Annotated in this window: 15 protein-coding genes; 7 read left to right on the forward strand and 8 right to left on the reverse strand. The window is 64.1% G+C overall.

Annotated features, from left to right (window positions below):
• On the forward strand, positions 1-711 hold a 711-nt coding region (locus AC1DX0_RS19040), incomplete at its 5' end, for a LysR substrate-binding domain-containing protein (protein ID WP_477356424.1).
• Here AC1DX0_RS19040 and AC1DX0_RS19045 read toward each other — a convergent pair.
• Positions 674-1378: a DUF4336 domain-containing protein gene (locus tag AC1DX0_RS19045; protein ID WP_477223471.1), complete on the reverse strand. Its 705-nt coding sequence runs from the start codon at positions 1376-1378 to the stop codon at positions 674-676. The two genes, AC1DX0_RS19040 and AC1DX0_RS19045, sit on opposite strands and share 38 nt — an antisense overlap.
• A gap of 147 nt (positions 1379-1525) precedes the next feature.
• Between AC1DX0_RS19045 and AC1DX0_RS19050 the strand changes: the two genes are divergently transcribed.
• Positions 1526-2122 (forward strand): TetR/AcrR family transcriptional regulator, encoded by a 597-nt coding sequence (locus AC1DX0_RS19050; RefSeq protein ID WP_477223472.1) that lies wholly within the window; start codon positions 1526-1528, stop codon positions 2120-2122.
• Between the two features lie 35 nt (positions 2123-2157).
• Here the strand turns inward: AC1DX0_RS19050 and AC1DX0_RS19055 are convergent, their stop codons facing one another.
• Positions 2158-2607, reverse strand: a complete 450-nt coding sequence (locus AC1DX0_RS19055) for a GatB/YqeY domain-containing protein (protein ID WP_477356426.1) — start codon at positions 2605-2607, stop codon at positions 2158-2160.
• 267 nt (positions 2608-2874) lie between these two features.
• Between AC1DX0_RS19055 and carA the strand changes: the two genes are divergently transcribed.
• Positions 2875-4080, forward strand: coding sequence for a glutamine-hydrolyzing carbamoyl-phosphate synthase small subunit (gene carA, locus AC1DX0_RS19060; protein WP_477356428.1), 1206 nt, complete (start codon positions 2875-2877; stop codon positions 4078-4080).
• Positions 4081-4082: 2 nt separating this feature from the next.
• On the opposite strand, the gene AC1DX0_RS19065 is transcribed toward carA, so the two are convergent.
• From AC1DX0_RS19065 to ypfJ, 3 genes are all read right to left on the reverse strand, one after another.
• Positions 4083-5003: an aldo/keto reductase gene (locus AC1DX0_RS19065; RefSeq protein ID WP_477223475.1), complete on the reverse strand. Its 921-nt coding sequence runs from the start codon at positions 5001-5003 to the stop codon at positions 4083-4085.
• Positions 5000-6265 (reverse strand): TCR/Tet family MFS transporter, encoded by a 1266-nt coding sequence (locus AC1DX0_RS19070; protein WP_477223476.1) that lies wholly within the window; start codon positions 6263-6265, stop codon positions 5000-5002. The genes AC1DX0_RS19065 and AC1DX0_RS19070 overlap by 4 nt, the downstream gene beginning before the upstream one ends.
• A 155-nt stretch (positions 6266-6420) precedes the next feature.
• On the reverse strand, positions 6421-7344 hold the full coding sequence (gene ypfJ / locus AC1DX0_RS19075; RefSeq protein WP_477356430.1) for a KPN_02809 family neutral zinc metallopeptidase: 924 nt from the start codon (positions 7342-7344) through the stop codon (positions 6421-6423).
• 265 nt (positions 7345-7609) lie between these two features.
• On the opposite strand from ypfJ, the gene AC1DX0_RS19080 reads away from it, so the two are divergent.
• The gene (locus AC1DX0_RS19080; RefSeq protein WP_477356432.1) at positions 7610-9607 is read left to right on the forward strand and encodes a hypothetical protein; all 1998 of its coding nucleotides are present in this window, start codon (positions 7610-7612) and stop codon (positions 9605-9607) included.
• A 71-nt stretch (positions 9608-9678) separates the two neighbouring features.
• On the opposite strand, the gene AC1DX0_RS19085 is transcribed toward AC1DX0_RS19080, so the two are convergent.
• Positions 9679-9867, reverse strand: coding sequence for a hypothetical protein (locus AC1DX0_RS19085; protein ID WP_019860505.1), 189 nt, complete (start codon positions 9865-9867; stop codon positions 9679-9681).
• A gap of 99 nt (positions 9868-9966) precedes the next feature.
• Entirely contained in the window at positions 9967-10419 is a 453-nt protein-coding gene (mntR, locus tag AC1DX0_RS19090) for a manganese-binding transcriptional regulator MntR (RefSeq protein WP_477223479.1), read from the reverse strand.
• A gap of 234 nt (positions 10420-10653) precedes the next feature.
• Between mntR and AC1DX0_RS19095 the strand changes: the two genes are divergently transcribed.
• Both AC1DX0_RS19095 and AC1DX0_RS19100 read left to right on the forward strand, forming a co-directional pair.
• On the forward strand, positions 10654-12018 hold the full coding sequence (locus AC1DX0_RS19095; RefSeq protein ID WP_477356434.1) for an Nramp family divalent metal transporter: 1365 nt from the start codon (positions 10654-10656) through the stop codon (positions 12016-12018).
• 53 nt (positions 12019-12071) lie between these two features.
• Complete coding sequence (locus tag AC1DX0_RS19100; protein ID WP_477223481.1) at positions 12072-12914, forward strand: protein-L-isoaspartate O-methyltransferase family protein; 843 nt, start codon at positions 12072-12074, stop codon at positions 12912-12914.
• A 306-nt stretch (positions 12915-13220) separates the two neighbouring features.
• Here AC1DX0_RS19100 and AC1DX0_RS19105 read toward each other — a convergent pair whose 3' ends face one another.
• Positions 13221-14129 carry a LysR family transcriptional regulator gene (locus AC1DX0_RS19105; protein WP_477223482.1) on the reverse strand — a complete coding sequence of 303 codons (909 nt, stop codon included), beginning with the start codon at positions 14127-14129 and terminating at the stop codon, positions 13221-13223.
• Positions 14130-14183: 54 nt separating this feature from the next.
• On the opposite strand from AC1DX0_RS19105, the gene AC1DX0_RS19110 reads away from it, so the two are divergent.
• Positions 14184-14783, forward strand: coding sequence for a LysE family translocator (locus AC1DX0_RS19110; RefSeq protein WP_477223483.1), 600 nt, complete (start codon positions 14184-14186; stop codon positions 14781-14783).
• Positions 14784-14838: the final 55 nt, after the last annotated feature.

Here is a 14838-nt window from a genome sequence, read left to right on the forward strand (position 1 = left end):
GCCCAGCTCTCGATGGGCGAGGAAAGCGATATCCATGTCGTGATCGGCGATCTCTGCCCGCGCCCGCAGGTTCTGGGCATGCTTGGCCGGTTTTTCGCCCAATGCCCGGGCACGCGCCTGCATCTGCATTTCGAGGCCGTCGGCGGTCCGTGGGAGCGGCTTTTCGATGACGAAGCCGATCTGATCCTGCACTGGGTCGACAAGGGCGATGCGCGGGTGGAATGGGTCGATCTGTGCAAGGTGCCGTTCGTTCCCGTGGTGGCGCCGGGCTTTCTGCCGGAACGCATCAAAGAGCCGATCACGCCCGATCAGATGCAGGCACTCACCCAATGCGTCATGCGCGACAGCGCCCGCCATTCGCCACAACAAGACTATTCGCTGATCGAAGGCGCGCCGCAATGCCTGGTGGCCGACCAGGGCATGAAGAAGGAAATCATCCTGCAGGGCCTCGGCTGGGGCCACCTGCCCCGCTTCCTGATCGAGGAGGAGCTCGGCGACGGACGCCTGCACTCCATTGCCGGCCGTCATCTGCCTGGCCGTATCGAAGAACTCGTGGTGGCGCGTCGCCGCGACAGGCCGCACGGACCGGTCGCGAACCGGTTATGGGATCACGTTCAGCAGGAAGCGCCTGCGTTGCGCCTCGCGCTCGAGCCGCGGAAGATTGCCTCCCAGGTTAAGAACCCACCAGCCAGCGGAAGGCGCGGCGTATAAAGGCCTGGCCACCTTCGGTGACCGGTTCGCCATGCGCCATCAGGACCTTTTCAGCCGGCCATGCGAGCACGCGCTGGATGGCCGCGCGTGCGGCGGCGCGGTCAGTAAAGGCAGCCCGGAACTTTCGCGGCACCGATGGCTCGGCGGCCACCATCAGGTCCAGCCGGGCAACCAGTGCACGCCAGCCCTTGAACCATCCAAGGCGGAAATGCTGGATGAGATCGGTGAACAGCACCGACCTGCTTTGGCGGTGAAAGAACACAATCTCTGATGTGATCCTGTTGCCGTGCATGACGACCTGGTCGAGATCGTCGGCCCAGTCCGGCACCGGCGTATCGTCGAGGTCGCAGTCGAAGCGGATACCCCCGCGCTTTTCGCGCAGGCCGGGCGGCGCATAGGCCCTTGCATCGGGATAGAAACGCTGCCAGTCGCCAAGGAACAGATGGTGGAGCGAATTGGGCGCGATCAGGAAGCGCACCTCACCCAGGGCATCGACCTCGGCGCGAAGCGCGTCCGTGAGCTCGGTCGGCGACCAGATGAAGAGACCACCACCGGACAGTTGGATGACGGCCATGCGCGTCGGGTAGTGGAAGCCTGCGGCCGCCGTCACGGTCGAACCGTCGGCGATCCAGATACCAGGACCGAATTCTTTGAGAACACCAACCATTTTGCACAGACTTTCGATTGATCGGCTTGAATTCCGATGCGCCGCATCAGACCCTTCCGGCGACGAACCGTACTGGCCGTGCTGCCGACAACTGGCAGCCACACATCTAAATTTTACATATGTGTAAATTTACACTACGGTATAAAAATGGCAATCCCCAAGCGCACAGAACGGTCGCGAAACCTCATCCTCGACGCCGCCGACCTGGCGTTCCGGGAACTCGGCTTCGCCGGCACTTCGGTGGAAGAGATCGCGATCCGCGCCGGTTTGACCCGCAAGACGGTCTACAATCTGTTCAGTTCGAAAGGGGAGATCGCGCTGCGGCTCATCGCCAGTGTGGAGGCCGAGGACGCGCCCTACCGCGCCCGCATGGAAGCCAACGAAGACGTCTTCGTCCTGCTCGAAACCGTCTTTCTCGACAGTGCGCGCTGGTGCCTGGCCAATCCGTCGCTCGCCAGGCTGGCCCTCGCCCCCGGCGAGCGCCCTTCCCTACAGCCGCCGCCCGACCGCCCTTCCTTCCAGCGTCTGGTGCGGGATCTGCTCGTGCTCGGCCAGCGGCAAGGTGCCATCCGCAGGGATGACGACGCCAATTTCATGGCGCTGGTGTTGCTTGGCATATACGGCCAGGCGATGCTTTCGGCGCTCTCGGGAGGGTCGTTCCGCGACGACAAGATCAGGCACATCATCCGCATCGTCGTCGAAGGCATCGGCGAACGCCCGGTGGCCCGAAGGGGCAACCAGTGACGGTCGCAATCTCCGGCCAGCGATAGGCAGCTATGTTACTGCAGCAGTCCCTTGACGATGCCGCTCGCCTTGCCGAAGTCCATCTGGCCGGCATATTTCTGCTTCAGCGCGGCGATCACCTTGCCCATATCCTTCTGGCTGGCAGCACCCGCCGCCGCGATCGCTTCGCGTGCGGCAGCCGCGATCGCCGCATCGTCGAGCTGCGTCGGCAGGAAGCCGCGGATGATCTCCATCTCGCCGCGTTCCTGCGCCGCCAGTTCCGGCCGCTTGCCGTCTTCGAAGGCTTTGGCCGAYTCCTCGCGCTGCTTCACCATCTTGGCCAGGATCTGCAGGATCTCYTCGTCGCTGGCSGGSTCCTTGGCCGAACCGCGATTGGSGATGTCGCGRTCATGRATGGCGGCCTGGATCAGCCGCAATGTCGGCAGCCGGTGCTTGTCCTGCGCCTTCATCGCGCTCTTCAGGGATTCGGCGATTTTCGCGCGCATGGTACTTTCTCCTTCGAACGGCGCGGACAATAACCGTGGCGAACTCGCAAAGCAAATCTCATCAAGCCACTGATATTGTTCAACGAAATAAAACATCATGGTTTTGGCGCGGCATCATTGACCGCTCTGGCCCCTTCCCCTATGTACTCGGCCTTGCATAAGACAATGAATTGACGCGCGCGGGCTCGAGAGATCGTTGCCGTGCCGGAAGCTGCGCAGATGGCTCGCCGGGCCATTCGAAGCGCGCAGCCTGATAGGAGTGCCGCCATGGCCGAGATGACCGCCCCTTGGGCAACCGAAAAGCCGACCGCCCTGCTGGTGCTGGCTGACGGCACCGTCATCGAGGGTCGCGGCCTCGGCGCCACCGGTTCCGCCGTCGCCGAAGTCTGCTTCAACACCGCGCTCACCGGCTACCAGGAAATCCTCACCGATCCGTCCTATGCCGGCCAGATCGTCACCTTYACCTTYCCGCATATCGGYAAYATCGGCACCAATGRCGAGGACATYGARGAYCTCAACCCRGCCGCTCGCGCCGGCGCCGTCGGCGCCGTGTTCAAGGCCGATGTCACCAACCCGTCCAACTACCGTGCCGGCACCGGTCTCGACGAGTGGCTGAAGAAGCGCGGCATCGTCGCCCTGTCGGGCATCGACACCCGCGCGCTCACCGCGCTGATCCGCGAAAAGGGCATGCCCAACGCCGTCATCGCGCATGCGCCCGACGGCGTCTTCGACCTCGACGATTTGAAGCAGCGCGCCGCCGCCTGGTCCGGCCTGATCGGGCTCGACCTTGCCAAGGAAGTCACCTCGGGCCAGTCCTCGGTCTGGCGCGAGACGCCCTGGGTGTGGAACGAAGGCTTTGGCGAACAGGCCGAACCGTCCATGCACGTCGTCGCCATAGACTACGGCGTCAAGCGCAACATCTTGCGCCTGCTTGCCGGCCTCGGCGCCAAGGTCACCATCGTTCCGGCCAGCACCGGTTCGGAAGAAATCCTTGCCATGCAGCCGGACGGCATCTTCCTCTCCAATGGTCCCGGCGACCCGGAGGCCACCGGCGACTATGCGGTGCCGGTCATCCGGGATTTGCTGAAGACCGATATCCCGGTGTTCGGCATCTGCCTCGGCCACCAGATGCTGGCGCTGGCGCTCGGCGGCAGGACCGCCAAGATGCACCAGGGCCATCACGGCGCCAACCATCCGGTCAAAGACCACACCACCGGCAAGGTCGAGATCGTCTCGATGAACCACGGCTTCGCCGTCGACGCCGACTCGCTGCCCGAGGGCGTCGAGGAAACCCATGTCTCGCTGTTCGACGGCTCGAACTGCGGCATCGCGCTGACCGGMCGTCCGGTGTTCTCGGTCCAGCATCATCCGGAAGCCTCGCCCGGCCCGCAGGACTCGCACTATCTGTTCCGCCGCTTCGTCAACCTGATCCGCGAAAAGCGCGGCGAGGAATTGCTCGCCGAACGGGCCTGAACTTAGGCCACCGGCCGCCCTTCGCTGGCCTCCAGTATCGCGAACCATTGCTGGCGGTCGAGCACGATATCAAGCGCCTTGACCATGGCCGCCAGCCGTTCCGGCTTCATCGACCCCAGCACCGGCACCAGCCGGGCCGGATGCCGCAGCAGCCAGGAGATGGCGACAGTGGCGAGATCGCCGGCGCCGACTTCGGCGGCCACCGCCGCGAGCGCCGCCCGCACCCGCGCTTCTCGGGCTTCCTTGCCGGTGAACAACGAGCCGCCRCCRAGCGGCGACCAGATCATCGGCGCATAGGCCAGACGCTGCGCATGGTCGAGGCTGCCGTCGGTCAGAACAGATGTCTTCAGCACCGACATCTCGATCTGGTTGGTGACCAAGAGGAACGGCAGCCGCGAGGCCAGCAGATCGAACTGCGACGGCGTGAAATTGGAAACGCCGACCGCCCTCACCTTGCCTGATTTGACCAGTCCAGCCAACGCAGCCGCCGTCTCGTCGGCATCCATCAGCGGATCCGGCCGGTGCAGCAGCAACAGGTCGAGATAGTCGGTGTGGAGATTGCTGAGCGAACGGTCGACCGACGCGGCTATGTGGGCAGCGCTGGTGTCGTAGTGCTTCAGCCGGTTCTGCGGCCGGTTGGCCGAGGCCAGCATGATGTCGCATTTCGAGATCAGCTCGATCCCCTCGCGCTTGCCTTTCCAGCGCGCCAGCCCGGCGCCGAACGCCGCCTCCACCTCGTAATTCCCGTAGATGTCGGCATGGTCGAAACTGGTCAGGCCGAGATCGACGGCGCTGCCGATCAGCCGCGCGACCTGATCGGCATCCGGGCGGGCGCCGCCATCGAGCAGGCGCCAGGCACCGAAGACCAGCCGCGACAGCGACACCCCGTCCTTGGTCAGCGCGATGCGGCTGTCATGGCTCATATCTGCGCTCCATCTTCCGCGACATCGGTGGTGACGGTCCTGACCGCCGCCGGCCTCGCCACCTTGGTGACGAAGACGATAACCGCCAGCAGCAGGAAACACGCACCGACCAGATAGGGCGCGCCGCCGAAGGTCACGGGCGCGCCTGGTCCGGTGAACCAGGAAAAGATCGCSGTRTAGAGCAGCGGCGTGATGATCGAGGTGATCGAGAAGATCGAGGTCATAGCGCCCTGCAGTTCGCCTTGCGCTGAAGGCGGCACCTTGGCGGCGGCGAGGCTTCTCAGCGGCGGATCGGCCAGCGCTTCCAGGCAGCCGACGACGATCACCGCATAGACCATCCATCCCTGCGAAGCGAAAGCGTAGCCAAAGGCGCTGGCCGCCGTGAAGGTCAGGCCGATGACCGCTGTCCTCCACTCGCCGAGCCTCGGGATCACACGCGGCAGCACCGTGCCCATGACGATCGCGCCGCACAGGCCGAAGGCGCCGAGCGAAAAGCCGATCTGCTGCTCGCTCCAGCCATAGCGGTAGTTGGAGACGAACGACCACACCGCCGGGTACATCATGTGGCCAAGCGTCATCAGAAAGAAGACAAGCCCGATCCAGCCGATGCCTTCATACCTACGCATCTGCAGCAGCGTGCCGACCGGGTTGGCACGTTTCCACTCGAAGCGGCGGCGGTGCTTTTCATCGAGCGTTTCCGGCAGGAAAAACATCGCGATCAGGAAGTTCACGAAGGCGAGGCCAGCGGCGAAAAAGAACGGCACGCGCGGTCCGAACGTGCCGAGCAATCCGCCCAGCACCGGCCCGATGACGAAGCCGACCCCGAAGGCGATGCCGAGCAGGCCGAAATTCTTCGCCCGGTTCTCGTCGTTCGAGATATCGGCGATGAAGGCCGACGTCGTCGAATAGCTGGCGCCGGAAATGCCGGCCAGCACACGGCCGATGAACAGCATCGGATAGGACCAGGCGACGGCGCAGATCAAATTGTCGATGGAGAAGGTCAGCACCGAGGCGAGCAGGATCGGCCGCCGTCCAAACCGGTCGCTCAGGCCGCCCATGATCGGCGCGAAAAAGAACTGCATGGCCGCATAGACGAAAAACAGCCAACCGCCCTCGATCGCCGCTTCACCAATGCCAACGCCGGTCAATTCCCTGAGAAAAGCCGGCAGCACCGGCATGATCATGCCGAAGCCGATGATATCGAGCAGCAGCGTGGTGAAGACGAGCGCAAGGCCCCGCCTGGCGGTTTTGGGGTCGATCATGATGGGTCAATCTCCTCCGGCCGCCCTTGGCGCAGGCGGACGSACCTTATAGGCGAGCCCGCCGCMAGGAACAATAAGAGAACAGGCCGGAATCGTTGATCCTGACACTCCCTGACGGCGTGCTCGCCGTCAGATCTGTGTCTGGAAAAGAGCTCTTAGAGCGCGCCGGTCATCGTAKTGCAATCCGCCAGCTTGCCGCTCTTATAGCCGCGCGCCAGCCAGGTCTGCCGCTGCTGCGAGGTGCCGTGGTTGAAGCTTTCCGGCACCACATAGCCCTGCATCTTCTTCTGCAGCGTGTCGTCGCCGATCTGTTTGGCCGCGTTCAGCGCGCTTTCCATGTCGCCCTGCTCCAATATGCCCTTCTGCGCGGTGTAATGCGCCCACACGCCGGCGAAGCAGTCGGCCTGCAGCTCGATGCGCACCGACAGCTGGTTGGCATCGGCTTCGCTCATGCCTTGCCGCATCTCGTTGAACTTGCCCATGATGCCGGTCAGGTTCTGCACGTGATGGCCGACCTCATGCGCGATGACATAGGCCCGGGCGAATTCACCGGAAGCGCCGAACTGCTGGTCGAGCTGCTGGAAGAAGGTCATGTCGAGATAGACCTTGTGGTCGCCTGGACAATAGAAAGGTCCGGCCGACGAGGACGCAGCGCCGCAGGCAGAGCGGATTTGCCCACTGAACAGCACCAGCTTCGGGTTCTCATAAGTCAGGCCTTGCGACTTGAAGATGCCGGTCCAGGTGTCTTCCGTCTCGGCGAGCACGGTCGCGACGAACTGCTTCATCTCGTCATTGGCGGGTGCCGTGCCGCTGTCCTGCCCACCGCCGCCGTTGTCGGTGATCTGGCCGCCGCCGCCCGGCAGCAAGCCGCCGTCGCCACCGCCCAGGATCGCCGAGGGATCAAAGCCGAAATACCATCCGGCCAGCACCACCAGGATGACCAGGATGATGCTACCGCCGCCACCGGTCCGGCCGCCGATAGGAATTTGGAATCCGCCACCGCCGCCGATCCCGCCGCCGCCACTGTCGCTGCGGTCGTCCTCGATATTGTCACTCTGACGACGGCCTCTCCAGAGCATGGCAACTCCCCGTGATGCGAACTTCCTCGTTGCTCCGGCATGCCGGCTCAACCCAACAAACAATTATCCCAATGGTTGCRCCAAGTCACAGTATTTTTCGCCACCGAGGTGACGCCGGCGTGGTGGCCTCAGCGCACTGGCCGAGACCGGCCAAGGCCTGTAGCATCGCCGCAAGCAAAAAGGGGGCGAGAGGCTGAAGACGGTCGGTCAAATCCTGTCGCTGTTTGCGGCACTGCTCTGCCTTGGCTTGCCAAGCGCTGGCGCGGTGACGCTCGATTCCAGCGTTGCTGTCACCGATCCCGCGACCTTGCAGGCTCTGGAGCGCGGCGGCCTGTCGATCAGCCGGCTGCTCGGCCCGGCACTCGGCCTGACCCGCGACGTCGACAATCGCGGCCTGTTTTCCGTGCCGGCGCTGGCCACGGTGCGCGACACGGTCAAGCAGGAGATATCAGACGTGCCGAAGACCAGCCCCGACCCCTATGTCGCCGCCATGGCCAGATCGAGCGACACCAGCCAGAAATTCAACCCGAAGTACATTGACGACGACGGCTCGACGCTGGACCTGACCGGCGTCGTCAACCGCATGGATCGCGGCTATCTCGGCCACACCGAGTGCGGCGAGATCAGGCTGATCTACCGCTTCCACTATTCGGTCGCCGAAAAGCCGGCCAAGGGCAAGGTCGCGCAGCGCATTTCCTCGCGCCTGCCGCTGACCATGAGCCTGGTCTTCAACGCCAAGCCCGGGCGGGCGCAGGCGCGCGCCTCGAAGGATTTGCCCAGCGCCACCGACGTATCCTGCGCCGACGTCGCCCAGCGCTGGCTGGCCGCCGGCCAAAAAGACCTGCCGCCCGAGCAGTTGGCCGCCTGGCTTCGGTCCGACGAAGGGCCGCTGTCCGGCGCCATGCTCAATTCCTCGCAGATCATGCGGCTCGAGCTCAACATGCAGGTGTTGCGCCTGTCGGCCTCGACGCGGCGCGATTTCGGCGGCCATGCCGAATATCTCCTCAAGATCTTCAAGTGGAACCCGGCGACGTCGAGCTTTTATGAATCGAAGATGGAGAACCAGATCGACCGGGCGACGGTGCTGGCCGACAAGCCGTCCTTCGCCAAATGGCTGCTCACCGACCGCAACATCTACGATCTCGACCATGGCCGGCTGGTCATCGACGAAAAATTCCTGGCCAAGAGCGCCGTCTCTGTCGCACCGGGCGRCCTTAGCCGATCGCAGAACAACATCGCCTTTGGGCTGGTCGACGATGCCGATATCGACAAGGCGCTGAAGGATTATGTCGCCCGGGGCAACACGCTCGCCACCATCAAATCGGTCGCCGGCTTCGATCTGCGGCTGAACGAAATGAGCTGCACCGGCTGCCACCAGACGCATGGCATTGCCGGCTTCCACTACACCGGCGCCGATCCGGCCAGCGAACCGCGCCGCAATGCCGTGTTCGTGCCGGGCTCGGCCGTCTTCTTCGCCGACCTGCCGCGCCGCCGCGCCATCGTCGAGCAATTCGCCACTGGGGGCCATCCCGATTTCACCAGAGGTTTCGCCGCCCGTCCGGACCAGAAATATGCCGAAGCGCTCAAGGGCACCGACCTCTACAATGGCTGGGGCTCGATCTGCTATCGCGGTGACGATGCAAGCTTCAAGGACTGGACCTGCGGCGCCGGCCTGCGCTGCGCCGGCGTCCACGAAAGTGCCATCCATCCGGGCTTCGGCACCTGCGTTAGCGAGAAGGGCACCGCGGTCGGCGACCCCGTCGAGTTCGGCGAGATCAAAATGTCGACCTGGGGCAACGACCAGTATTGCCGACTGTCGCCGGCCACCGCCAAGGCATGCGCCATCGACCCGGCGCGCGACAAGAAACCCGTGGTTAAGCTCGCCGGCTATGGCGCGGCACGCCAGCGCTACGACAACCCCGAGCAGAAGACCGGCGGCTTTCCCGGCGGCATGCTGCGCAAGGCGACCTGCGACAAGCTTCCCGACGAGGCGACATGCGGACGTCTCGCCAAGACCGGCTTCAACGACTGCATCGCCTCGGGCAAGGACCACAAATTCTGCACCAAGGAATTCACCAAGACGGCCGGCCTGCGCGCCTGCGACAAGGCGCATCCCTGCCGCGAGGACTATATCTGCACCGCCGGCTACGATGATTTACCCCAGGCCAAGCCTGGTGAAGGCACCTGCATCCCGCCCTATTTCATCTTCCAGTTCCGCGTCGACGGCCACCCAAGAAGCTGGGTGCAGGATGTCCGTGAGTGACACCTTGGCGCGTTGGCGTCCGGCTGCATCCCACAACGGCTTACGCCGATAAACGCTGAAATCGGCCCGACTTAGCTTTTCTGCTTGGCGCCAGCGCTCTTGCCGTCGGAGCTTTTCGAGCGCTCCTCGAAGCGCGCGGCACCCTTCTTCAGGGGATGACCGGTTTCGGCCTCAGTCTTGCGCTCGTCCTTCGCCGCGGCCTGCTTCAATCCCTTGGCTGCCTGCTTGCCCTTTGCGGTCGGTGCCTGTTCGACGCCCATTGCTTCCTCCCTTGCCGCGCACAATCGCGCGATGTCAGGAGCAAACGTGCGTAACAACAGGCGGTTCCGGCGGCTTGTCGGTCGGGAAATTCGCCAACCTTAGCGCGGCGCCGTCATCGCCTTGCGAAAAGCGTCCAGCGTCTCGGCGCTGACATGGTGCTCGATGCCCTCGGCATCGATGCGCGCCGTCTCCGGGCTGACGCCGAGCGAGCGCAGGAAGGCTTCCACCGTCTGGTGGCGGATGCGGCTTTCCTCGGCGACCTTGCGGCCGGCCTCGGTCAGGAACACGCCGCGATAGGGTTTTCTCGAGACCAGCCCGTCAGTGCACAGGCGCGTCAGCATCTTGGCCACGGTCGGCTGGGCGACGCCAAGCCGAGCGGCGATGTCGACCTGACGCGCCTCGTTGCCGTCCTCGATCAGATCGGCGATCAGTTCGACATAATCCTCGACCAGCGCGCTGCGGCGCGCTTGGCGCTGCTGCCGAAATCCTTCCGAATGGACATCGGCATCGGGCAGTGGCTCACGCGGGACCGGTCTGTTCTTCAGCGCCAATGCGCGCTCCTCCTTGGGAGTTTGGCCGTCGGCGCTTTTATAGCACGGGCTCTGATTCTTCAGGCCGTTTATTTACATTCCCCCACAGACGCAACCGGCGTTTCCGATCGCGCCTTTCGCATGCGGATCGGAGCGCCGAACAAAAAGCACCGACAATGAAATATAGCCTATTGCATAATGTTGAGCCATGGCATAGCTTACGGACATCTCCCAGAAGTCGCGGAAAGCCTTTCCATGTCAGAAGCAGAAGCCACAGCCCCCCGTTCCTCATGGCGGTTCGCCAGGCGGGACGAGGACGACCAGCCCAGCCTGCGCGAAGTCAATTCCACCATCGCGGTGCCGAGTTCGGGCGTCTGGTTCCGCCGGCTGTTCGCTTTCATGGGGCCAGGCTACATGGTCTCGGTCGGCTATATGGACCCGGGCAACTGGGCGACCGACCTCGCCGGCGGCGCCCAGTTCGGCTACACGCTTTTGTTCATCATCATGTTGTCCAACCTGATGGCGATCCTTTTGCAGGCGCTCGCCGCGCGGCTYGGCATCGCCACYGGCCGCGACCTCGCCCAGGCCTGCCGCGCCTATTATCCCCGCCCCGTCAATTTCGTGCTATGGATCGCCTGCGAACTCGCTATCATCGCCTGTGACCTCGCCGAAGTCATCGGCACCGCGATCGCCCTGCAGCTCCTGTTCGGCATTCCGCTGATCGGCGGCGCCATGCTGACCGCGCTCGACGCCTTCCTCGTGCTGCTCCTGATGAACAAGGGCTTCCGCTACCTCGAAGCCTTCGTCATCGCGCTGCTGCTCATCATCTTCACCTGCTTTGCCATTCAAATCTTCGTCGCCGCCCCGCCGGCCGGCACGATCCTGCACGCCATGTTCGTTCCGTCCTCCGAAATCGTCACCAATCCGGCAATGCTCTACATCGCCATAGGCATCATCGGCGCCACCGTCATGCCGCACAATCTTTACCTGCACTCCTCGATCGTGCAGACCCGCGCCTATGAGCGCACCGAAAAGGGCAAGCGCGACGCCATCAAATGGGCGACGACGGACTCCACCATCGCCCTGATGCTGGCGCTGTTCRTCAACGCYKCCATCCTGATCGTGTCGGCSGTSGCCTTCCACAACACCGGCCACCAGGACGTCGCCGAAATCGAAGACGCCTTCAAGCTGCTATCGCCGCTGCTCGGTCTCAGCATCGCCTCGATCCTGTTCGCCGTGGCGCTGCTCGCCTCGGGCCTGAACTCGACGGTGACGGCGACGCTCGCCGGCCAGATCGTCATGGAAGGGTTCCTGCGCCTGCGCATCCCCAACTGGGCACGCCGGCTTTTGACGCGCGGCCTCGCCATCATCCCGGTTGTGATCGTCACCGCGCTCTATGGCGAGAAAGGCACCGGCCAGTTGCTGGTGTTCAGCCAGGTCATCCTGTCGATGCAGCTGCCCTTCGCGGTGGTGCCGCTGGTGCAGTTCGTTTCCGACAAGAAGAAGATGGGCAACCTCGCCATTCCGCGCGGTGTGGCCGCACTCGCCTGGGTGGTCGCGGCGATCATCCTCGTGCTCAATTTCAAGCTGCTCTACGACACGATGTTCGGGGTCGGCTGAGGTTCCGCCGGATCGCGAGACAAACCGCCAAATCGCGCTATCTTCCTGCAGTCATGAGCAACATTGAAGACATCAGGAAATTCTACGCCCGGCTGATGACGGCCAATGCCGGCTCATCCGACCCACGCCTGGAAGGGGTATTCGCCAGCGTCCCGCGCGAAGCCTTTCTCGGCCCCGGACCTTGGACGATCGTCGCCGGCAACGGCAAGATCACAACGCCGAGCGCCGACCCCGCCCATGTCTACCAGAACGTGCTGGTGGCGCTCGATACCGATAAGGGCATCAACAATGGCGAGCCGTTCCTGCACGCCCTATGGATCGGGAAACTGGCGCTGAAACCCGGCGAGATCGTCACCCATATCGGCGCCGGCACCGGCTACTACACCGCCCTGCTGGCCAGGCTGGTTTCGCCTGGTGGTACCGTCACCGCCTTCGAGTTCGACGGCAGGCTGGCCGAACTGGCGCGCAAAAACCTCGAAGCTTACGGCAATGCGACTGTCGTCCATGGCGATGCCGTAACGATGCCCTTGCCGCCATCCGACATCATCTATGTCAACGCCGGCGTCGTCGCCCCTCCGGCCGCATGGCTGAAGGCGCTGCGCCCCGGCGGCCGCATGATCTTCCCCTGGCGCCCGGCGGAGCGCGTGCCGCTGGCGGTGATGGTGACCCGCACCGAAAAGGGCTTCGCCTGCGATCCCTTCATGCGCTCCTGGTTCATCCCATGCTTCGGCGCCTCAATTGCGGATCTTGCGGCAAAAATCCCGACACGGGAGCAAGCGACGCGCAGCCGCTCGATCTGGCTGACGCAGGACAAGGCGCCGGACCGCACTGCCACCGCCGTCTTCGGCGACGTCTGGTTTTCATCGAAAAATCTTGGCGCCAAACCTGCCAGATGACGCATCGATGGGCGGATTTGGCCAAAATTTCGCGGCCCCTGTCGGGATGGCTGCGGCGCAAGAACTGGAAGTAAGATCGTAGAAACACTGCGCCAAGCTGGAGCACCCTCATCCGACCTCGCTTCGCGAGGCCACCTTCTCCCACAGGGGGAGAAGGCGGAGCTTGGCGTAAGCGGCTCGACCAATCTTCAACGTCAATGATTGGCAGGGACATGCGCGCAATCTTGCCTTCTCTCGCCTGTGGGAGAAGGTGGATCGGCGCGTAGCGCCGAGACGGATGAGGGGTGCTCCAGCGAAGTGCGACGTTCAAGCCGCCTGCTGCCGCCGTGCCAATCCATCGCGGATGTGCCGAGCAAACTCCAGCGCCGCCGGCCCGACGCTATGCCTCGGCAAATGCAAATTGATCGAAAAATTCGGCAGTGGCGGCAGGCCGACATCGAACGGCAAGATGTCGAGATCAGCCGGCACGGTGGAAGCCAGCCAGGTGGTGACGGCGAGGTCGGACCGCACCGTCGCCGTTGTCGCGTCGATGTTGCCGTTCTCGAACACCGTGCGCCATTCCAGCCCATGCTCGTTGAGCGCCGAGAGCACCGCCGGGCGGAAGGCGCAGGTGTCGGCGACGATCGATACCGGCAGCGGCCGCTTGGCGCGGGCGACGCCGCCTTTGGCGCCGACCCAGACCAGCCGGTCGATGGCCAGGCATTCGCCTGATGTCGGCCCGACCCGTTCCTCGATCACCGCAAGGTCGATCGTCCCGGCCGCAAGCGCCGACGCCAGCTCCGGCGACGAGGCGCAGACCAGCGATATCTCGACCTGCGGATAGGTCTCCGCATAGGCCTTCAGCACCGGCGCCAGCAAGGTTCCGACCAGATCGTAGGGCACGCCAAGTCGCACCTGGCCGGCGACAGCACGTCCCGACATCTCGGTCCAGATCTCGTCATTGAGGCTGAGCAGGCGCCTGGCCTTGTCGAACAGCCGCTCGCCCGAACGCGTCAGGCGCAAACCGCGCCGGTCACGCTCGAACAGGCTGCAGCCAAGCGTATCTTCCAGCCGCTTGACCTGCTGGCTGACGGCGCCTTGCGTGAGATGCAGCGCATTGGCGGCCGCCGTCATGCTGGCCTTGTCGGCGACGGTGACGAAGGTGCGCACCAGCGCAGTATCGAGGTTGCGGATCATATCGACATTATAGATGCTAATGCCCGACATCACAAACATTGCATTTACTGATGCCAGCCCAAGCCTACCATGGAGCCTCAAAAAGGATGCCCTATGCTCCAGCCCATCCTGCCGCTCATCCTCTTTGCCTTCGTGGCCACCGCCACGCCCGGCATTGCCACGACCTTGTCGACTGCCTCGGGCGCGCAATTCGGCTTTCGCCGATCGGTTCCGCTGATGATAGGCAGTGCCGCCGGCCTCGCCACGGTTACAGCTGCCGCCGCCGCCGGGCTCGCCGGCCTGCTGCTTGCCGTGCCTTCGCTGCAACTGGCCATGAAGGTGATCGGCTCGCTCTATCTTCTGTGGCTGGCGGTCAAGATCGGCCGCGCCGGGCCGCCCAATCTCGATGTGACGATGGCCAGACCGAACAGCTTCATTGGCGGCGCCGGCATCCAGTGGATGAACCCCAAGGGCTGGGCGATGGGGCTGGGTGCGGCGGCTTCGTTTGCCGCCCTTGCCGACGGGCCGGGACAACTCGCTTTGCTGCTCGGCTCGACCTTCGGCCTCACCGCCGCTATCTCGCTGTCCATCTGGTGCGTCGCCGGCATGGTGCTGGCACGGCTGCTGAAGACGGAATGGCAATGGCGAGCGCTCAACGTGGTGTTGGCGCTGGTGCTGGCCGCCTCGATCATCCCGATGTGGCGGTCGGCTTAAGCACGGACCTAGCAGGACTTGGGTTCCTCGCCCCCGCCAAAGCGGGGGAGAGGTG

It is taken from the genome of Mesorhizobium sp. P3_A9 (assembly GCF_056402975.1).

Coding starts and splice junctions, on each gene's coding strand:
- AC1DX0_RS19105 (WP_477223482.1), bottom strand. CDS start 14,129: ATGTTTGTGATGTCGGGCATTAGCATCTATAATGTCGATATGATCCGC.
- AC1DX0_RS19110 (WP_477223483.1), top strand. CDS start 14,184: ATGCTCCAGCCCATCCTGCCGCTCATCCTCTTTGCCTTCGTGGCCACC.
- AC1DX0_RS19050 (WP_477223472.1), top strand. CDS start 1,526: ATGGCAATCCCCAAGCGCACAGAACGGTCGCGAAACCTCATCCTCGAC.
- AC1DX0_RS19085 (WP_019860505.1), bottom strand. CDS start 9,867: ATGGGCGTCGAACAGGCACCGACCGCAAAGGGCAAGCAGGCAGCCAAG.
- AC1DX0_RS19100 (WP_477223481.1), top strand. CDS start 12,072: ATGAGCAACATTGAAGACATCAGGAAATTCTACGCCCGGCTGATGACG.
- AC1DX0_RS19045 (WP_477223471.1), bottom strand. CDS start 1,378: ATGGTTGGTGTTCTCAAAGAATTCGGTCCTGGTATCTGGATCGCCGAC.